Here is a 19205-nt window from a genome sequence, read left to right on the forward strand (position 1 = left end):
CTCTAGAAGAACATGGAGATCGGATTGAGGTCAGTTTCTTGGGTGGGCTGGGTAAGCCATCCGCATTGAACCGGCACATCGTAGAGTCGTCCCGCTGCTAAGCGCCTCCACCACGGACGCAGCCCCGGGACTAGAGCACGTACTACAGGAAGCCCAATATAAGGACGTGTAAGCTCTTGAAGGTACACAGGTAAACCGACATCTTCTAGACGCGCAATAATACGTTGGGGGTCGGCTTGCTTCCACGGTACATGCTCTACGTTAAGCGCCTGTGGATCAGGTACAAGATGAGGATTATCGTCTAGTTTAGCGTTTTGAAGCCAATGACTAGCAGCATCATCTACCGAAATTTTAAGGAGGTCTAGATCCATACCTTCTGCGGTCCTAAATTGCGCTGGCAGGGCACACATAAACTGCAGAGCCTCTGTTACTGCACGGGTTGCAGCAATTTCAGGGTTAGGATGCGCGCCGAACCCCAGAATGATCTGATCGGACACACCCCCAGGTTTAGGGGCTACAGCGGCAGCTACAGGAATACCTATGTCTGTTGTGATATCTAGAATCTCTAGGTTGCGGCCAATACTTTGCAGCCATTCTCGGGTACGCTGAATAAAAGGGGTATCCGTAAACTCGGGTGCCATTATCTGGCGGGGAATTTTGTTGTACCACCAAATGGCAACGGCATCGCGCTCAATAAGTTCAAGCAGAGCCTGCGCGGCGGCATCGCCTGGGGTAGAACCGCTTGCGAGACCGTTTGAATCTGAGCGCATCATTTTCTGTCCAAGCAGGCATTTTGCACCTGGCAGCATCGCTCCATGATCAAACATGAATAACGAGTACGCTGCAGGAATCCAGGCAGTTTCATCACGTGCAGGTCGCCAAACAGGCATCCAATCAATCTCTGCTGTGGGATCGAATTTTTCTGGAACCCAGTGATATGGATCCTTCACTTGGTTGAGAACATCCCGTTGCTCGTATTGATCCTGAGAGAACTGTGTCAGGGTTCGAGGGTCTAGAGCGTGCTCCCCCAAGTCTTTATAGCTGGTGTGTAAACGGGCTTCAGTGCCGTCAGAGATCGCACTATGACGTTCAATAGCTTCTGCCAAACCGGATACTCGGGCACCTAAATCGGTGGTTCCTTTACCCGAAGAACGACCGCGTAAGCTACGTGTGAATTCTTCAGAGCTTCCATGATTGAGTGCCCAGTTATGTCCCGCCCCATAAACGTGTACCAAGAGTTCTTCGTCCTCAGGTACCAAACGTTTAAGGCTTGACACGACTCCTGTTACATCAGATACAAGATGTCGATAGGTTTCCCAGGTCTCTCGGGTAGATTTTGCGCGTCCAGCGTCGTTGACGGGATTGAAGCTCAGGTCAATTTTTTTAGCCTGCACGTCAAGGTTCAACGGTTGAGCTTTAGTAGTCTTGGCACCCGTCATGACGTAGTGCTCCCCTTCAAAGAGACCGTTTTTAAAACGTAAGACTGTAAGCTTTGCGGGCTCTGATGTCTTCATTCGCTGAATTGCCAACCAGATAAGCGAGTGCACCACGGAACGCGGAGTTACTGCGGCCGCCCCCATAACATTGTCCAGAAGTTTACCGCCCGAAAGAGCATACTGTGCGTTAACTTGAAGACTATGCTTGAGCTGGTCATAAGGTACGCTCGACGAAGTCCCCAGCACTGGGCTTATGAGAGCATCCGCTCCCTGTAATTGCACTAGGCAGTACAGATACCCCGCCGCCTCATACTTCCGAGACAGCTTTTCGACAGCGGGAGAAATCATATCTTCGCAGACAATCACTGTTGGCAAACCCGAATTCACGCTAGGAACCATGTGCCCATCAATAACTCGTATACCGTCTTGAGGCGAGGCAGAGAAAGACTCAAGAACTCGGGCACGAGTAACGTCAATAATCTCAATATTTCCCTGAACGGTATAGTCTGAAAGTTGAGTCTCAGTCATAATAAGCCCACGATGCTGCAGCTGAGCAGCAAGAGCAAACATAAGTGGAAGATCCGCTGCCCAGCGGGGTAAACGCATCATATCTTCCAAGGTTTTCCCGTCAACTTCAGCGATGAATTCAGCCTCAGACCCTTCAAGCAGCACTGTTGTTTCGGGCGAAGAAGCAACAACTGTCGTGCGATTTTCCCGGGTCTGCTGAGTAAAGTGGAATTGTGGGTTCCTTACATATCGTTCAGTTCCTTGGGAATATAGCTCAGCGGTCTCAGAATGGTTATCTAACGATGCGGTTATCATAGTTCTCTCCTAGTGTTGTCGGGGATCCCACCGGAATTTAGTAATCGCAAAAATAAGTGAAACTGCACACCATAAACCAATAACCAGCATCCCTTGAGTACTGATGAACTGGGTTCCTGAAGGGATGGTTAATCCAGTATCACTTACCTGCGCGTGTGCCACATCGAGCCCGAACCACGCGGAACGTAATGCATCCGTTAAGTGCACAAGGGGGAACCATCCTGCAAAGTCTCGTAGGCCAGCTGGGATAGTCCATACAGGTTGGAAGATACCTGAGAGGAACATCAAAACTAGAGCAGGCGGTAACAGCATAATCTGAGTTGCTTCTGCACTGGGAATAAACGATGCGTACGCAGCACCGATGAGCGATAGCACCACCGTAGTCAGCAGAATAACCAATATCGTCAGTGGAATATTTTTAGGCATAGGCAGGTGATACACCGCCATACCAAAGACAATAAGGATTAAAGTACACGCTAGGGCAATGATGGATGCAGTCACAATGTAACCAGCGATTACTGCGGCATCCGATGTGCTCCGAAGTCGCAGGCGTTTCAGGAGAGAGGTCGAGCGCTGCGCCGCCATATCACCTGCTACACGCACAAATGTACCCATCAAGAGCGTGTAGCAGCACAAGCCCACGATAGTCCAGCTTGCCATTGTTACGTTAATTCCCTGCTGAGCGGGAATATTAGCCTGTCCTGAAGATCCACTGGCGAAGAGCACGATCATCATAATGGGGAAGGCTAAGGTGAAAAAAACACTCCGCATATTGCGGATAAAGACGGTCAGCTGCATGGCTATTTGCGCATACAGACTCCGTGCGAAGTTTGAGATTGTGGCACTCACGTAAGTGGCCTTCCTAGTCCGTGCGGGTACTACCTATACCCTGTGGGGCATCCGTAGATCGCACAATGCTGCCGTACGCGTTTTCAAGTGAATAGTCGCTGAGCGCAAAATCAAGGACAGCATCACGATATGCGGATGTTGCAAATAAGTTTTGTAGACCTGTTGGGGACTCTACATCGAATGAAACCGTGGCATCATGAACACGTATATTCTTGTACCCGCTCTGCGAAGAAAGTTCTCCACCAAGGGCTTGGGCGTTCTGGTAGTCTGAGAGTTCTACCCAGCCTTGCCGTGTGTGACTGTATTCTTTAGCAATCTGCGCTGGGGTTCCGCTCGCAACAATCTGCCCGTTAAGGAGAATAGAAAGTTGCTGACAGAGAGCCGAAACTTCATCAAGATAGTGAGAAGTAAGCAATATGGTAGTACCTGTTTCGGCAAGATGCTGAATAACCTCCCACACATCTCTACGTGCTAACGGATCAAGTCCAGTTGTGGGTTCGTCAAGAATAAGCAGAGAAGGATTGCCCATCATAGCCAGATACAGGTCAAGTTTGCGCCTTTCGCCACCGGAAAGCTCATGGATTCTGCGATCCGCTAGTTTCTCAAGATCGAAAAACTCAGGCACTGTGTATTCTGTTGCAGACATATAACGCTGCCAGCAGGTGACAGCATCTTTGACTTTGAGCCCAGTCGGGAATGCCGCTTCCTGCATCACAATACCCATATGCGAACGCACAAGGGCAGAGTTACGATGCGGATCAACGCCGAGGACCTGCATCGTACCGCTTGTAGGTTTAGAAGATCCGGTGCACAAATCCACAAAGGTGCTTTTCCCCGCGCCGTTAGGCCCGAGAATACCGTGAACTGCTCCCCTTTCGACCGCGAGGTTGACGCCTTTAAGCACCTTCACATCACTATAATTTTGGTGAATGTTCTCAGCGATAACACTGTATTGCTCATATCCCTGCATAAAGATTCTCCCCAGAGATTGAAGGTATAAGGTGTACCGGCATTTGGATCCACGTAGAGTTAATCATCTCCGGTAGTGGTTCAGGATTTTCACCAAGCCGTAAAGTACACGCAGATTCTGCGATTTTATGGGCAACTGACCCCATGAGAGGACGGGCGATGGGGAATCCGAGGCATGCGTGAGGTCCCATCCCAAAGGTTACTTCTGACGCATGCGGCCTACCGGGCGTAAACTCATCGTGGTTTGGGAACATTCTGGAATCGTGTTGTGCGGCATGAAGTAAACACACGATTAATTCCCCCGCATGAATGGACGTTCCATCTATTTTGGTATCGACAGTAGCGAGGCGTCCTAACGCTGCAGTAGGCGTGTATAGGCGCAGTGCCTCATCAACCATAGCGATAGAGTTCTCGTAATTTACTGTTTCCCAAAGGTTACGCTGTGTCAGTACGGTCAAAACGTTAGTCATAGCCCATTGCAAGCTCTCATGGGTGATTGAGGCGAGCATACTGACAATTTCGACTGCTGCATCGTGGGGCATACCGTCGTGACGATACTGATGGTAGAACCCTCCTGCACCCATAACGTCTTCGGCGAAGAGCTGATGCGCATCTGGAGCAGAGAGTTTCCCCTCTCGTTTGCTCGGGACAGCACCCCGTTTTCGGCACCATCGAGAAAGCTCGATAATATCTCCTTCATACCCGATAAGAACACTAATCAGGGATACCGCGAGATCATCACACCACCCTGCAAGATCTAGTTTTTTCGATTGCGCGAGCATCGTGACGGACTGCTCAATAGCATCTCGACAACGTTCTACCGCTTTCTTAGAATTTGCGGTGGTAAAAGGCGTACGTAACCTTTTGCGCATCTGGCGAAGAGGTGATCCATCCATATGCGCTAAGAACCTTTGCTGAGTTTGAGGGATCTGAAAATCTGCAGGCTCAGGTTTCGCGTATTGTGCCTGAGACTGCATTTGGCTCAAATATTTTTGTCCCACGGCAGAGAACCTTTGGTCATCATGCAAAACCGTTTTAACACTCTCAAACCGAGTGGCCAACAGAACGCCAGAAATATCTGATGCCCCAATGCCCTCAGGAGCGTGGCTCTGCCAGGCTAGAGCACTCGAAATAGGAGATTCGTACCAAGCGGATGTAAAAAGATGCGGGGGTTCAGGCATCTGAACTAATCCGTTGTCATATGTAAAAGTCATAGGAACGGCCACCAATGATTGGCTGAAGCGTTAATAAGCAAAAATCCGACGAGTAACGCTCCACGAAAAACCCAACGACCTGTTGAACGCTTTTTCATGATCTTCCTTCACTGTGTATCCGGGGTGGGAACCAGGCTAGTACTCAAGCTTTAATAGCCTGGTTCCCATCGTTGTTTATAGCCCTTCAGAACTTAGCAAGGGCAGCAGCAGCACCAGCAAATACCGTCTTCAGGTGAATCGGTGGTATCAAGCTCTTCTTCGACAGCGGGAGCGATTGCGATGACGAGTTCTTCCCCGTCATTAACAACCTTGTGGTGTCCCAGAGTTAGGGTTTCATCTTCTACCAGGCGAACCTGAGTTCCTGAGGGAACAACGCCTGCTTCAGCCAAAACCTCGCTGGGGTTTGCCACAAGTGCACGGCGGTGAGCGGGGCTACCCGCTGCCGTCCCGAAAGTACGTGCAGCTGCAAGAGCATTGACTTTAGTGGTGACTAGTGCAGTCATCATATTCTCCTTAGAACACCGATTGGATAGAAACCTTTTCTATCCCGGCTATTCCAGTCTCTCGAAGAAGACTCTCTACAGGCAGTGCCGTAACGTCAGTAAGAATGTATGACTATAGTCATGTGACTTGCTGCTCGACAGGAATCAAATCCCGTTTATCTCTACAGCTCATACTTTTTGTCTTTTCTGAATCTAAAAGGCTCTTGATGGCGAATAAAGCGGGATTTTTCAATATAAATAAAGGCTCTTTTCTGCGCCTGGGAGGGGCTTACCGGTTTCGCGCTGGGCTGGATGCGCCCGTCACCCTAGCGTGCGAGCGCATCCAGGGGTACCGTTGGCGTCAGTCCCCATCAAATTTCAGGAGAAGTAATGGTCAAAAACATCACGTTCAACGACGGCAACAGCATTCCTCAGCTCGGGTATGGCGTGTGGCAGATTGAGGATAATGGTGCCGCCGATGCTGTCGGTACGGCTCTCGAAGCAGGTTACCGCCACATCGATACTGCATCCATTTATGGGAACGAGGTTGGGGTAGGTCGTGGTATTGCCGCCAGCTCCGTGCCGCGCGAGGATATTTTTCTCACCACCAAGCTGTGGAACTCGGATCAGGGTTTTGAGAAGGCTATTGCCGCGCTTGATGCGTCGCTAGAGCGGCTCGGCACCGATTACGTGGATTTGTATCTGATTCACTGGGCTATGCCGCAGCAGGGTACCTATCTGGAGTCGTGGCGGGCGCTCATTGAGTTGAAAAAGCAGGGTAAGGTGCGTTCGATTGGTGTCTCTAACTTTCCGCAGGCTCAGCTGCGCGAAATTATCGCCGATACCAGCGTGACCCCGGCGATTCACCAGATTGAGCTGCACCCGTATCTCTCGCAGGAAGATATGCGCGCGGTGCACAGTGAGTTTGGTATTGTGACCGAGGCTTGGTCGCCGCTCGGTCAGGGTGGCGAGATTCTGAAAGACCCGGTGATCGTTGAGATTGCGGGTAAGCACGGTATCTCTCCGGCACAGGTTGTGCTCGCCTGGCATCTGGCGAAGGGGATTGTGGCGATTCCGAAGTCGGTTACTCCTGCGCGCATTGCCGAGAACTTTGCGGCCGCTAATGTCACCCTGGATGCGGCAGATATTGCGGCGATTGATGGGCTTACGCGGAAGGATGGTCGCATAGGTCCGGACCCTGAGAATCCTAAATTTTAGGCGCAACGTACCGCGAAGCTCTGCCGTGAGTTGTTGCGGAAGCGCAGTGAGGAGCGAACGAGCATATCCGCAACAACTCGCGCTGGGTAAGTACACGAGATCTAAGAAGATGGATGTGGTTCCAGACGCACCGAAAGCGCATTAAAAGAGGACTGAGGTCGCCCCACGACCGAAGGACGGACATGCGCTAAGGTGTCGTCGGGTGCCGTATCCAGAATATGCGCTACCGGATGCTCGTTCCTGCGACGCGCATTCGGGGTTCAACCCTATTAAGAACGTTTATTCGTTTTCTTACGCCCCGCATCCGAGCTACCCAAGTCGCCCTCATCTACCAGCAGCGAGAGCGAAATACGGCGGCGAGACGCATCCACCTCAACAACTCTCACGGTCACGATATCGCCGCTTCGCACAATGTCGTGCGGGTTCGCAACATACTCGCGGCTCATCTGCGAGATATGAATCAGCCCGTCTTGGTGCACTCCGATATCGACGAAGGCACCGAAGGCGGCCACGTTCGAGACGGTTCCTTCAAGCACCATCCCAACGGTTACGTCCTCAAAGCGAGAAATATCCTCAGAGAAGTGTGCGGTACGAAATTCGGGGCGCGGGTCACGCCCGGGGCGACGCAATTCCTCAAAAATATCGCGCACGGTGTATTCGCCAATACTCTCGTTCACATAGTCAGCGGGGTCGAGCGCGGTGAGCGGGTCTTCCCCGTCACTGCCGATAAGCCGCCCGGCTTGCCAGAGTGCCCCATGTTTCCGCTGTGCATCGGCGATAATACGCCGCGCCACAGGGTACGATTCGGGGTGCACGGCAGAGGCATCCAGCGGTTCGGTACCGTGCAGAATACGCACGAACCCTGCCGCCTGTTCATAGGCCTTAGTACCTAACCGAGGCACGTTCAGAAGCTCTTCCCGGGTGGTGAAAGCCCCGTGTTCGCCCCGGTACGCCACGATATTTTCAGCAATCGTGCGGTTAAAACCAGCAACACGCGCAAGCAGTGCGGCGGATGCACTGTTCAGGTGAACCCCCACCGCGTTTACGCAGTCCTCAACCGTATTATCGAGGGCGCGTCTTAAAGCGGTCACGCTGACGTCATGCTGGTACTGCCCCACGCCTAAAGACTGGGGATCAATTTTGACGAGTTCGGCAAGCGGGTCTTGCAGCCGCCGGGCGATCGAGACCGCCCCGCGTACCGTTACGTCAAGATCGGGCAGCTCTTCGCTGGCGAGTTCGGAGGCTGAATATACGGATGCCCCCGCCTCTGAGACGGTAACCTTCTGCGCCGCCTTATACCCCTGAGAACGCAGCTTCGCCAGCAGTTCGGCGGCGAGTTTATCGGTCTCACGTGAGGCGGTGCCGTTGCCAATGGCGATAAGCTCCACGCCGTGGGTGAGCACCGCATCTTCAAGGGCAGCGAGCGCACCGGCACGGTCGTATCGAGGCGCGTGCGGGTACACCGTGAAGGTTTTCAGCACGTGCCCGGTGCCGTCAATAACCGCGCATTTCACACCGTTACGCAACCCCGGGTCAAGCCCGAGGGTGACTTTTTGCCCGGCGGGCGCGGCAAGCAGAAGGTCGCGCAGGTTCGAGGCGAAAACGGTGATGGCTTCGCGTTCTGCCATCTCGAAGAGGGCATTGCGTATGCGGTCTGCCAGGCGGGGGTGCAGCCGTTTACGCCATGCGGTGCGCACGGTTGCGGCGAGCCAGCCGAGCACACGGTCTTCACTGTCGACGGTGTTGAGAACCTGCACGGGTATGCGCAGCGCTGCGGCAACTTCACGCTCGTATCCCGAACGAACGTTCTCGTAATTTTCAGCGAGGGCAAGCGCAGCAGCACGCGCTTCTCCGCGGAGTTTGCTCAGGGGCGGAGCTGGTGTGGCACCGTCAATACTGAGCCGCACGATTCCGGCTTCTTTGGCGCGAAGCAGGGCGAGAACCCGGTGTGGGCGGATACGCCTAATGCTGTCGGAAAAGTCGAAATAGTCGGCGAATTTTGCCCCTTCGGCTTCTCGCCCGGCGATAATTCGGCTAGAGATCGTGCCTGTGGCAACCATTCTTTCGTGAAGACGTTCGGCAAGCGTTGGGTCGGTCAGCGCCCGGTCGATCAGGATAGCGCGGGCGCCGTCGAGGGCTTCCTCCACCGTTGTAATTCCGGTGCCTTCGGATTTTCCGGCATCTGCCGCATGTTTATCGTCGGTTTCATCCGGTTCGTCCACATAGGCTGCGGCAATATCGTAGACCCCGGCAAGCGGAACTTCGAGCAGGTCTTCAACGAGCGCCTCCAGACCTGCCGCGCGGGCACGCTGCGCCTTGGTGATGCGCTCACTCCGGTAGGGTGCGTAGAGCGCTTCGAGGTCTTGTTTACTGGATGCCGCCCCCACCCCCGTGATGAGCTGTTCGTAGGTAAGCGGATCGATCAGCCCGTCTTCGCGGCGTTGGGCGAGCGAGCTGAGAATATTCTCGCGGCGAGTTTCGAGCGCACGCAGGGCATCGAGCCGGGTGCTGATAGCACGCAGGTGGGTGTCGGTGAGCGCGCCCGTAGCTTCTTTGCGGTATCGAGCGATAAACGGAACCGAAGACCCGGAGTCGAGCAGGTTTACGGCGGCACGAACACGCGTGGGTTTGAGGTCTAGTTCCTTAGAGAGCATCGTCAGGATGCGGGTGTTCGTAGCTTCGGTGCGCTCGTGTTTTTCGCTCATTCTCTCAGTTTCGCATTCTCGGGAGTGCTGTGCCAGTCTTGCGGGGCGTGCGGCGCGGGGTATGTTGCGCATCGGAGCGTAATAAATTTTACAGCTATGGTCCCGCATCTAGAATGGGTAATAACATCACATCGCTATTTTTCAGATATTCCGGCGATTGTGCAGAAGTTATGCGCCGGGGCATAGAAGATGGCATGACGGTAGCCGGTTCACGGTGGACTGGCTGAAAGAAGGTTTCGCATGTATGGTCGTGCTGACGATCGCGCACAGGTGCCTTCACGTTCGTCTTTGCCGCCGGGGTACGCGGAATTTCATCAGCAGTTTGGCACGCTGATTACCGCCTTGGCTGCGCAGGGCTGGACTCCGAGCGAAACGCACCGGCGTATTCGTGTTCTTTTTCCGCAGGTTAACCGGGAACATCTTGATTTTGCTTTAGATTCTGGCATGTGGGAGTTTGGTTCGCACGGCGAGCAGACTCCCACCCACGTTTTGCTGGCGACCGCCGTCTGGTATGCGGTGGCGGAGGCTTACGGTCTGGCGCCGGATGGTTCCTACGCCGCAACAACTCTGGATGCAACGGTCATGGCGGATATGCTGCGCTTATTGGAGAGCGCACGGGTTTCACCGCAGAATATCGCCCTGATTCTAGGGAAGGTGGGCGCTGGGCTCAAGTACCTGGCGCTGCATCCATATACTCAGCTTGATGAGCTTACCTACCGCGATGTATGCCAGCATCTTCCGACTGAGTCCCAAGACGTGGCACACGGTTCGTTTGTATGGCCGCCCTCCTGCGAGAGCATTCGTGATCAGCTGGGTGATGGCGGATGGTCAACCGCCATGCTGCGCACCGGTGTGTGTCCGCCCGATTATGCGGAGTACAACTGGCAGCTGGGCGGTACTTCGCTCACGGATATGGAGTTCCGCAACCAACTGGGCAGTTTCATGAGTTACTGTATTCGGTATGATCGGCAGCCGACGGTGCTTGCCTACGGAACCTGGTCTACCATGCGCAGTAATCTGGGCCGGGTGCCGTTTCTAGCGGCAGTGCGCGCGAAGTATGGGTCGTGGCATACGGCCTTGCAGGTGGGTCGCACAATGGTGACCGATGCCCTGCAGATGACGAAGAGTGAGGTCGCACCGGTGCGGGTGCCGCCGCATCCGCCCAGTATTTCGCCCGAGCAGCTTGCGGTGCAGGGTATTGGGGTTGTGAAGTCTGAGCAGACGGTTTCTGCCCGCGACCGTTGGGACGAGGTAGCGAACTCATTCGGTCAGCGTTTGGCGAGCCTGCCCTGGAGCAGGCATCTGCGCACCTACTATGTGCTCACGGGTGCCGCGCATGCCAACGCGATGCCGCTTGTGTGTATCTACCGCTCCCCCGCCGGGTTTCTGTGCGAAATTGCGATGGAGGCTGAAGTTTTGCCCAAGTTCAGCACCGACTATCTGCGTTCGCGCGGGTGGGCGGCGCCGACCCCCATGCAGCCTATGTGGAACCGGAATGTTTTTGACCCTCATGAGGCCGCGCAGGATGTGGTGCAGGCAATGCGCTGGGGTATGGGCTGTTCCCGCTGGGACTACTACCGCACGGATGACCTGGTGTTGGATGCCGAGGATACCTCGGGCACCGAAGCCGGTTAAGCCGGGGCACGAATTCTTCCGTTTCTCCTCCCCTATCACACTAAAAGGCTCTTGATGTGAAAAAGCGCTAGTAACGCCGCCCTATTCACATCAAGAGCCTTTTTATACCGGAAGTAATGCGGAACAGATATCCGCCGGAGTATCCTTACTTGTTATTCTTCGGTGCCTTCATATCCACCACCGGATGCGACTGCGTAATGCTGGTCTCCGGGATTTCGGGGTTGATGCTGTTCTTCACGAACCACCCGATAGTCAGCAGGATGAACCAGATGGGCATGAGCATTAGACCTGTGAGAGTGTCTTTATCGGTAGCAAGAATCCCGATGATGAAAGCAAAGAACGCAAGCACGATCCAGCATGCCACCACGCCGCCGGGCATGGGATAGGTGGTTTCCCGGTGCAGGTTGGGGCGCTTCGCGCGGTAACACAGGTAGCTGACGAGGATCATCGACCATACGAAGATCACAAGTACTGCCGCCATCGTGGTGACCAGCGTGAACGCCTCAATAATCGAGTCGCCAGCATAGAGCAGGGCGATGCTGGAGAGTAGCAGAATCGAGGTGAGGAACAGCGCATTGCGGGGCACGCCGCTCCCGGAAAGGTTACCGAGGAACTTCGGGGCGTAACCTTCCTGCGAGAGACCGTACACCATGCGCGAAGTCGAGAAAATACCCGAGTTCGCCGATGATGTTGCCGAGGTCAGCACCACAACGTTCACGATATGCGCCGCAATGGCAATACCGGCGAGGGTAAACATGGTCACGAAGGGGCTCTTGGCCGGATCAATTTCACGCCAGGGGTTTACCATCAGAATAACGATCAGGGCACCCACGTAGAAGATGAGAATACGAACCGGCACTGAGTTAATAGCCTTCGGCAGGGTCACCGTGGGGTTCTGGGTTTCGGCGGCGGTAGTACCTACCAGCTCGGACCCCATAAAGGCGAAGACCGCGATCTGGAAGGCGCCTAAGAATCCGGTAACACCATTGGGGAAGAACCCACCGTCGTTCCACAGGTTGGCTACCTGAGCGTGAGCACCGCTGGGTGTCGTGAAGCTCGTAGCAACCATAATGGCACCCACGATAATGAGGGCGCAGATGGCAACAATCTTAATCATGGCGAACCAGAACTCGATCTCACCGAAGTTCTTCACCGAGGGCAGATTCAGCGCCAGCAGCGCAATAATCACGACGAGTGCTGGAACCGCCTTCGGTAAATCGGGCCACCACAGCTCGGTATAGCCCACGATTGCGATAATATCTGCGACCGCGGTGACCACCCACATGAACCAGTACGACCATCCAAGGAAAAACCCTGCGGGGCGCCCGATCAGGTCGGTAGCAAAGTCTGAGAATGACTTATATTTCAGGTTTGATAGAAGGATCTCACCCATCGCACGCAGCACCAAGAAGATAGCGGCGCCGATAACCATGTAGACCAAGAGGATAGATGGACCAGCTTTAGAAATTGCCTTACCGGAACCCATGAAGAGCCCGGTACCAATAGCACCGCCGATAGCAATGAGCTGGATGTGTCGGTTGCTCAGCCCGCGGTGCAGTTCTTCAGCATTATCTGTCGTGTCTGCCGCCGATGCGGCATTATCGTGAGGTTGCTGCATGACAGTTCCTCTTTCGTGGTTGGGTCCCGCAGCCGAGCGGGACAGCCCCGGCTTTCGGGGCGGCAAGTGCAGCACTCAGCCCGTAAAATACGGTGAGCTATCACAACTTTTGAATATATATTCTACATAACAGGGACGGTATTGTGTAATTATCTCCAGGAAGTGTGTCGCACATCTATAGCATGCATCACGAATAATAAATTCTTTATGTCGAAGTGCAAAAAAATTTCGGAAGAAATCTACGAAAAACCCTTGACAATAAGCCTTACTTTCAGAAAACACGGCACGCGTGAGGTACGTCCCTTTGCTGCCCAACTCGCCACATCCTCAAAAGAAAAATTCTCATCATATATGATTTCTATACAAATTTAAGAATATCTATACATATTAGGGCCTGTTCTGGTACATGCCATATGCCATCGCCCCCAAAGACACAGCGGGCGGGATGCCGCACGTTTTTTTCTACGCACCGCGTCCCGCCCGCTATTAAGGAATAAATAAGACTCGCTACTTAGTTTCCGCCCGTGCTGACTCCGCAAGAAGGCGCTTACGCGCATGACGGCGCACCATAATCTCGTACCCAAGCTCAACCCCGATAAACCAGATAGGGCTAAGCGCCAGAGCCAACCCGGTTTCTGGCTGCAAGCTCAGGGCATAGATCATCAAAGCGAAGAACACTAAACCAACCCAGCTCATCGTGCGACCGAACGGCATCTTATACTGCGAGGCTTCATGCCGTTTAGGGAACTTCTTGCGGTATACCAGGTACGACACCAGAATCATCGACCACGTGAAAATACCCATAATTGAGGCTACCGAAGTCACGACAGTAAACGCTTCCAGAAGCTCATGCCCAAACGCCAGCATCACCAGGCTAAAGAGCAGAAGAACCGTCGTCAGGTACAGAGCATTCGTGGGTACGCCGTTCTTCGAGAGCTTCTTCAGGAAGGAAGGCGCATTCCCCTCCTCTGCCAGCCCGTACACCATGCGCGAGGTCGAAAAAATACCCGAGTTCGCCGAAGACGTTGCCGACGTCAGCACTACAAAGTTAATGAGCGAGGCGGCAATTGACACACCCGCCAGTGAGAACATCCCCACGAAAGGACTCATATTAAGGTCGAGTTTATCCCAGGGAGTCACCGCAAGAATCGCCGACAGCGGCAGCACATAGAACAGCACCATGCGGAAAGGCACAGCGTTAATCGCGCGCGGCAGGGTACGTTCGGGGTTCTTTGTCTCTGCCACGGCGGTACCCACCAGCTCAGCACCCACGAACGCGAACAGCGCAATCTGGAACGAACCCAAGAAACCCGTCAGACCGTGAATAAACACACCGTTGCCCGATGGTCCCGGGTGATCCCACAAGTGCGTAATGGAGGCGACCGTTCCATTCGGACTCGTAAACCCGAACACGACCATCACGGCACCCACGGCGATAAGCGCCAGAATCGACACGATCTTAACCATGGCGAACCAGAACTCGATCTCACCGAAGTTTTTCACCGACGGCAGGTTCAGTGCCAACAGCGCCCCGATCACAATAAGTGCAGGAATAAATGAGGGCAGCTCGGGGAACCAGTAATGCGTGTAATCCGTAATCGCCAGCACATCCGCAATACCCGTGGTCACCCAGAAGAACCAGTACGACCAACCGACGAAAAAGCCCGCGCGAGTACCCAAAATATCAGATACGAAATCGGTGAATGACTTGTACTTCGGGTTCGATAGCAGAATCTCGCCCATCGCACGCAGCACAAAATAGATAATGATGCCAATAATCGCATAGACAAATACGATGGAAGGTCCCGTGAGCGAAATAGTCTTCGCCGATCCTAGAAATAACCCCGTACCAATTGCACCGCCGATAGCGATGAGCTGGATATGCCTGTAACTTAATCCACGCTGCAGGCTCTCTTCACCCGTGGAACTCTCATTCTCGGTAACTGTATGCTTGGAAGGCCGCTGTGTCACTATTCCTCTTTTCTGTGTGTGCTCTGCCCTGCGGGCTACAACCTCAACAGGAAGCCCCGACCTTCGGGGCATCACGATGCAGTTCAGATTTTCGCACGAGCACGGCTCACGGAAAATCGCATCGTTACGCCATGACTACACAGAATTCTACCCGCAAAAGATGCATACCTCGCATGAACCTTGGCTATGCCTATGCTATCTGGGGGTGGCGACACGCCGACGATGCTTCTCTCAGCCAGCGCTCTCCCCCGCTAATACGCTGAAAATAATGCTGATCGCAAAAATTATGTTAAAACTTTACGATTAAATAAACTTTCCTGAAGTTTGCCGCTACAATTGCAATGCCCGGTGCGGAAATACCGCATCACTCATCTCATCACAAACATCAGGAGGACACTCACTCATGGGTAAACTATCAAACGCTGCACTGCGCCTCACCACGGGCGCGCTCGTGCTCGATGCAGGCGTCAAGAAACTCGGTGCCGACGAAGGTACCTACGCATACCTGCAGCAGATGGCGGCAACCGGCGTTCCCGCCGTCGCCAAGCTCGACCCCAAAACCTTCGGCAAACTTATTTCCTACTCGGAAACCGCACTCGGCGCTACCCTGCTGACCCCCTTTATTCCTTCCCGCCTCGCGGGCGCGGGTCTGACTGCCTTTGGCGCCAACCTCATGACAATGTACTTCCGCAACCCGGACATGCACGATAAAGCCTTCCGCCCTACCCAGGACGGGCAGCAGCTCGCCAACAACATCGTGATGCTCGGCGCGGGTCTGGCGTTGCTGTTCTCCGGCAAGAAGAAGTAACCTGCACGGCGAATTTGCGGTCGCAAAGACCAAACGGGGGCAGTTTCTTCAGTACAATGAAAAACTGCTCCCGAAATTTTTAACTGCCCAGAATTTTTAACAGTGCCTCCCTCCACGCGCCGCTACGTTATCCTGATAGGTATGTCATCTCAAGAGCAGAACGCGCAGACCACCGCACCGGTCAACACCGATGCACCCCAGACGCCCGAGAAGAAAACGGTACCGCCCGAGTTCTTCCGCCAGCCCTACTCCTTCGTGCGCCGCGGCGACCGCCTGACCTCGCGCCGCCAAAAAGCGTGGGACACCTACTCCCAAACTCACGTGCTCGACATACCCCGGCTGCGGGCAGATACCTCTGTAGCCCCCGAAGCCACCTTCGACCCGGTCACAATCTACGGGCGCGAAGCCTACCAGGTTGTCGAGATTGGTTCCGGGCTGGGCGAAGCAATCGTGCACCGCGCCTCCGAAATGCCCGAGGCGAACTTCCTTGCCGTTGAGGTCTACACCCCCGGCATTGCGGATCTGCTGCTCAAGATGGGGCAAGCCGGGGTTGAGAATGTGCGCGTCGCTCAGGCTAACGCCCCCGAACTGCTCGATAACATGCTGGAAGAAAATTCGGTTGATGAGCTCTGGGTTTTCTTCCCCGACCCTTGGCACAAGTCACGCCACCACAAACGCCGCCTGGTCTCCCCCGCTTTTGCCGACAAGGTTGCGCGCGTGCTCAAACCCGGTGGAATCTGGCGCCTTGCTACCGACTGGGAAGAATACGCCCACGTGATGCGCGATGTTATGGAGGCGCATCCGGATTTCGAGAACATGCATGCCGGTGAAGGCGCTACCGGGGACGACCCTGTCGGCGGTTGGGCGCCGCGCTGGGAGGGGCGCATCCTGACTAGCTTTGAGAGGAAGGCTCGTGAGGCGGGCCGCCGCGCCCACGACCTGACCTATAGGCGTAAATAAGTTATCTGCTAGGGAAAGGGTAACGATACCACTTTGCCCTTGCTCAAGCAGTCGGAGGCGTACTCGCTTCGCTGCGTTACCTCCGACACTCGCATATAGGCAAAGGATATCGTTGCCCCGAAAAGGCTTACGCCGTGGTCAGGTCAGGCGCGCCGCCCGCCTGACACTCGTAAAGAGTGAAGTAAGCACATGGCTAAGCTGACATGTCACGTTACGTTGTCGTCGGTTGAGAACCACCCACGGTAAAACTATTTCTGCCGGTACAGCACCACCGCCGAGGAGCGTTTGCGCGGTGCCGGGCGCCGCCCCCGCTGGATGTTCACCACATCCCCGCGGGTGCTGGCTGCGAACACTCGTTCCGCCAGCCCCAACTTGGCGTGCGCATCCTCAAGCTGGGCCTGCAGGCGGGCAATATGATCCCGGTGTTCCTCAACCATCTCTTCAAGCTCAATAATCCGGCGGATTCCCTCAAGCGAAACGCCTTCCTGCGAGAGCTGCTGAATACGCTGAAGTAAATCCACATCGCGCTGCGAATAGCGCCTAGCCTTACCCGGCGCACGCGAAGGCTGCACCAGCCCCAGACGGTCGTATTGGCGGAGCGTCTGCGGGTGCATACCCGCCAGATCCGCCGCCACCGAAATCACAAAAACCGGCCGGTCGGCGCTGTAGGCAGACGCCGATGACTGCTTATTATGGGCACTCATAAGCTACCTAACTTTCTTCAAAAGGTCCTCACGGGGGTTCTCCTGCGGCGCCAGAGCAATGAACTTCTCGAAGACTTCCTTCGCTTCATCGCTCAGGTTCTGCGGCAGGTGCACCTCGGGGATCACCAGCAGGTCGCCGGTGCCCGACTTGGTTGTGAACCCGCGTCCTTTCGCACGCAGTTTACGGCCCACGCTGCCGGGAGTCAGCCGCAATTTGACGGTTTTACCGCCGGGTACGGGCACCTCCAGCACACCTCCATTGACGGCTTCCTCTAGGGTCACGGGGGCACGCAACACCAGGTTGTTTCCTTCGCGGCTGTAGTGCGGGTCGTCCGAAACGCGCACGGTCACCATCAGATCGCCGCCAGTGCCGGGGCGACCCTTACCACGCACACGCACCTTCTGCCCGTCCTTCACACCCGCCGGGATGCGCGCCTCAGTGCTCGTGCCGTCCGGCAGGAACACGGTCGCGGTGGTGCCTGTGTACGACTGCGGCAGAGTAATGCGGGTGCTGGTGGAAAGGTTATTATCCTGCGGGGCGCGTTTGCGCCCACCACCGCCGAAGCCGCTGCCGCCAAATCCGGCGTCGCCAAAGTCGGCGCTCGTGAACCCGGCGGTACGGCGTGAACCGCCCGCTCCTCCAGCGCCGCCACCGAAGAGCCCGCCGAGCAGATCCTCAATATTGATACCTTCGGCACCGCCGCCGGTGGTGAAGTGCACGTTTTGGCCGTTAAATCCGCCGAACCCACCGGCACCGCCAAATCCGCCAGCGCCCGCACCGAAGCCGCCATTGGCGAACCCTGCGGCACCGTATTTGCGGATCTGGTCGTATTCCTCGCGCTGTTTCTTATCCGAAAGCACGTCGTAGGCTTCAGAGACTTCCTTGAATTTCTTCTCGGCTGTCTCGTTCCCGGGGTTTAGGTCCGGGTGGTATTTGCGCGAGAGTTTGCGGTAGGCCTTTTTAATATCGGAGTCGGAGGCGTCTTCTTTCACGCCGAGGGTTTTATAAAAGTCTTCTGACAACCAGTTTTCGCTTGCCATGTAGTTCTCCTTTCCCGTCGTCCGGGGTTCTTGTAACTGCCCCTAAGAGGGCACAACCTTAGTTTTTAATCCTATATAAAGTTTAGTCTACTAGACTCAATTTTGGAAGAGAAATCCCAGAAAATCCGCGGAAATATGCGGCAAACGGGCGGGTTCTCAATTTCTCAAGAACCCGCCCGTTGTGTGCTCTACGGAGTGTTTATTCGGCGGCAGCCACCGCAACCTGGGCGGTGCGTACCACGCGCTCTTTCACGCGGTACCCGTATCGCAGAACCATCGAAATGTGGTCCGGTTCTACCTCGCTGGTCGGCTGCTGCATGACCGCTTCGTGAATATTCGGGTCGAAGGGCTCGCCCACCTCACCGAAGCGTTCCACGCCTTCTTTTTTGAGAGAATCCTCAAGCTTGGTGGCGATCGCAGCGAAGGGACCTTCCTGCAGGTCGCCGTGCTTGCGTGCGGCGTCAATATCGTCGAGCACCGGCAGAAGCAGGCTCACAATATCGCTCGCCACGAACTCCCGAAGCTGCTCCTTCTCGCGGGCGGCACGGTTCTTGAAGTTTGTGAACTCCGCCTGCAGGCGAAGCAGGCTGTCCAGGCGTTCTGCCGCGAGTTTCGCATCCTCTGAGGGTGCTTCCTCACTCGGCTCGGGGGTTTCCCCCGCCGCAGCATCGGCTACGGCAGGGGTTTCCTCAGCCTGGGGGTGTCCCTCGGCGGCGGGGGCGTTGAATGCCTCCTCCAACGGGTCGCCCGCAGTGTTTTCGTGTTCAGCCATG

15 protein-coding genes are annotated in these 19205 nt (G+C 55.0%); 4 read left to right on the plus strand and 11 right to left on the minus strand.

Going from position 1 to position 19205, the window contains the following annotated elements:
• Positions 1 to 2: 2 nt before the first annotated feature.
• The 5 genes from HMPREF2958_RS00555 to HMPREF2958_RS00575 all read right to left on the minus strand — a co-directional run bounded on the left by HMPREF2958_RS00555 (position 3) and on the right by HMPREF2958_RS00575 (position 5796).
• A complete protein-coding gene (locus HMPREF2958_RS00555) occupies positions 3 to 2258 on the minus strand; it encodes a YcaO-like family protein (RefSeq protein WP_070695813.1) in 2256 nt (751 codons plus the stop codon).
• A gap of 9 nt (positions 2259 to 2267) precedes the next feature.
• On the minus strand, positions 2268 to 3107 hold the full coding sequence (locus HMPREF2958_RS00560; protein WP_070619005.1) for an ABC transporter permease: 840 nt from the start codon (positions 3105 to 3107) through the stop codon (positions 2268 to 2270).
• A gap of 13 nt (positions 3108 to 3120) precedes the next feature.
• A complete protein-coding gene (locus HMPREF2958_RS00565) occupies positions 3121 to 4077 on the minus strand; it encodes an ABC transporter ATP-binding protein (RefSeq protein ID WP_048753237.1) in 957 nt (318 codons plus the stop codon).
• Entirely contained in the window at positions 4064 to 5290 is a 1227-nt protein-coding gene (locus tag HMPREF2958_RS00570) for a cytochrome P450 (protein ID WP_048753235.1), read from the minus strand. Before HMPREF2958_RS00570 ends, HMPREF2958_RS00565 begins: the two co-directional genes overlap by 14 nt.
• A 191-nt stretch (positions 5291 to 5481) precedes the next feature.
• Positions 5482 to 5796, minus strand: coding sequence for a hypothetical protein (locus HMPREF2958_RS00575; protein WP_141747823.1), 315 nt, complete (start codon positions 5794 to 5796; stop codon positions 5482 to 5484).
• A gap of 366 nt (positions 5797 to 6162) precedes the next feature.
• Here HMPREF2958_RS00575 and HMPREF2958_RS00580 point away from each other — a divergent pair, with 366 nt between their 5' ends.
• Positions 6163 to 6990 (plus strand): aldo/keto reductase, encoded by an 828-nt coding sequence (locus tag HMPREF2958_RS00580; protein WP_070695814.1) that lies wholly within the window; start codon positions 6163 to 6165, stop codon positions 6988 to 6990.
• 269 nt (positions 6991 to 7259) lie between these two features.
• Here HMPREF2958_RS00580 and HMPREF2958_RS00585 read toward each other — a convergent pair whose 3' ends face one another.
• Positions 7260 to 9695 (minus strand): Tex family protein, encoded by a 2436-nt coding sequence (locus HMPREF2958_RS00585; RefSeq protein WP_070695815.1) that lies wholly within the window; start codon positions 9693 to 9695, stop codon positions 7260 to 7262.
• A 240-nt stretch (positions 9696 to 9935) separates the two neighbouring features.
• Here HMPREF2958_RS00585 and HMPREF2958_RS00590 point away from each other — a divergent pair, with 240 nt between their 5' ends.
• A complete protein-coding gene (locus tag HMPREF2958_RS00590) occupies positions 9936 to 11330 on the plus strand; it encodes a TY-Chap domain-containing protein (protein ID WP_246827963.1) in 1395 nt (464 codons plus the stop codon).
• A 145-nt stretch (positions 11331 to 11475) separates the two neighbouring features.
• Here HMPREF2958_RS00590 and HMPREF2958_RS00595 read toward each other — a convergent pair whose 3' ends face one another.
• Both HMPREF2958_RS00595 and HMPREF2958_RS00600 read right to left on the minus strand, forming a co-directional pair.
• Positions 11476 to 12948 (minus strand): amino acid permease, encoded by a 1473-nt coding sequence (locus HMPREF2958_RS00595; protein WP_070695816.1) that lies wholly within the window; start codon positions 12946 to 12948, stop codon positions 11476 to 11478.
• 507 nt (positions 12949 to 13455) lie between these two features.
• Positions 13456 to 14919: an amino acid permease gene (locus HMPREF2958_RS00600; protein WP_070695817.1), complete on the minus strand. Its 1464-nt coding sequence runs from the start codon at positions 14917 to 14919 to the stop codon at positions 13456 to 13458.
• 403 nt (positions 14920 to 15322) lie between these two features.
• Between HMPREF2958_RS00600 and HMPREF2958_RS00605 the strand changes: the two genes are divergently transcribed.
• Positions 15323 to 15727: a hypothetical protein gene (locus tag HMPREF2958_RS00605; protein WP_070695818.1), complete on the plus strand. Its 405-nt coding sequence runs from the start codon at positions 15323 to 15325 to the stop codon at positions 15725 to 15727.
• A 141-nt stretch (positions 15728 to 15868) separates the two neighbouring features.
• Positions 15869 to 16687: a tRNA (guanosine(46)-N7)-methyltransferase TrmB gene (gene trmB, locus HMPREF2958_RS00610; RefSeq protein ID WP_070695862.1), complete on the plus strand. Its 819-nt coding sequence runs from the start codon at positions 15869 to 15871 to the stop codon at positions 16685 to 16687.
• Positions 16688 to 16935: 248 nt separating this feature from the next.
• Here the strand turns inward: trmB and HMPREF2958_RS00615 are convergent, their stop codons facing one another.
• From HMPREF2958_RS00615 to HMPREF2958_RS00625, 3 genes are all read right to left on the minus strand, one after another.
• On the minus strand, positions 16936 to 17391 hold the full coding sequence (locus tag HMPREF2958_RS00615; RefSeq protein ID WP_070695819.1) for a heat shock protein transcriptional repressor HspR: 456 nt from the start codon (positions 17389 to 17391) through the stop codon (positions 16936 to 16938).
• Positions 17392 to 17394: 3 nt separating this feature from the next.
• On the minus strand, positions 17395 to 18432 hold the full coding sequence (locus tag HMPREF2958_RS00620) for a DnaJ domain-containing protein (protein ID WP_070695820.1): 1038 nt from the start codon (positions 18430 to 18432) through the stop codon (positions 17395 to 17397).
• A gap of 199 nt (positions 18433 to 18631) precedes the next feature.
• Positions 18632 to 19204 (minus strand): nucleotide exchange factor GrpE, encoded by a 573-nt coding sequence (locus HMPREF2958_RS00625; protein WP_070695821.1) that lies wholly within the window; start codon positions 19202 to 19204, stop codon positions 18632 to 18634.
• Position 19205: the final 1 nt, after the last annotated feature.

The sequence above is a fragment of the Rothia sp. HMSC036D11 genome (genome assembly GCF_001814205.1).
GTDB lineage: Bacteria > Actinomycetota > Actinomycetes > Actinomycetales > Micrococcaceae > Rothia > Rothia dentocariosa.

Bases quoted from the DNA above. Each gene is read 5' to 3' on its own strand.
- HMPREF2958_RS00570 (WP_048753235.1), bottom strand. From the start codon at position 5,290: ATGACTTTTACATATGACAACGGATTAGTTCAGATGCCTGAACCCCCG.
- HMPREF2958_RS00585 (WP_070695815.1), bottom strand. From the start codon at position 9,695: ATGAGCGAAAAACACGAGCGCACCGAAGCTACGAACACCCGCATCCTG.
- HMPREF2958_RS00580 (WP_070695814.1), top strand. From the start codon at position 6,163: ATGGTCAAAAACATCACGTTCAACGACGGCAACAGCATTCCTCAGCTC.
- HMPREF2958_RS00620 (WP_070695820.1), bottom strand. From the start codon at position 18,432: ATGGCAAGCGAAAACTGGTTGTCAGAAGACTTTTATAAAACCCTCGGC.
- HMPREF2958_RS00605 (WP_070695818.1), top strand. From the start codon at position 15,323: ATGGGTAAACTATCAAACGCTGCACTGCGCCTCACCACGGGCGCGCTC.
- HMPREF2958_RS00595 (WP_070695816.1), bottom strand. From the start codon at position 12,948: ATGCAGCAACCTCACGATAATGCCGCATCGGCGGCAGACACGACAGAT.
- HMPREF2958_RS00555 (WP_070695813.1), bottom strand. From the start codon at position 2,258: ATGATAACCGCATCGTTAGATAACCATTCTGAGACCGCTGAGCTATAT.
- HMPREF2958_RS00575 (WP_141747823.1), bottom strand. From the start codon at position 5,796: ATGATGACTGCACTAGTCACCACTAAAGTCAATGCTCTTGCAGCTGCA.
- HMPREF2958_RS00590 (WP_246827963.1), top strand. From the start codon at position 9,936: ATGTATGGTCGTGCTGACGATCGCGCACAGGTGCCTTCACGTTCGTCT.
- trmB (WP_070695862.1), top strand. From the start codon at position 15,869: ATGTCATCTCAAGAGCAGAACGCGCAGACCACCGCACCGGTCAACACC.
- HMPREF2958_RS00565 (WP_048753237.1), bottom strand. From the start codon at position 4,077: ATGCAGGGATATGAGCAATACAGTGTTATCGCTGAGAACATTCACCAA.
- HMPREF2958_RS00615 (WP_070695819.1), bottom strand. From the start codon at position 17,391: ATGAGTGCCCATAATAAGCAGTCATCGGCGTCTGCCTACAGCGCCGAC.
- HMPREF2958_RS00625 (WP_070695821.1), bottom strand. From the start codon at position 19,204: ATGGCTGAACACGAAAACACTGCGGGCGACCCGTTGGAGGAGGCATTC.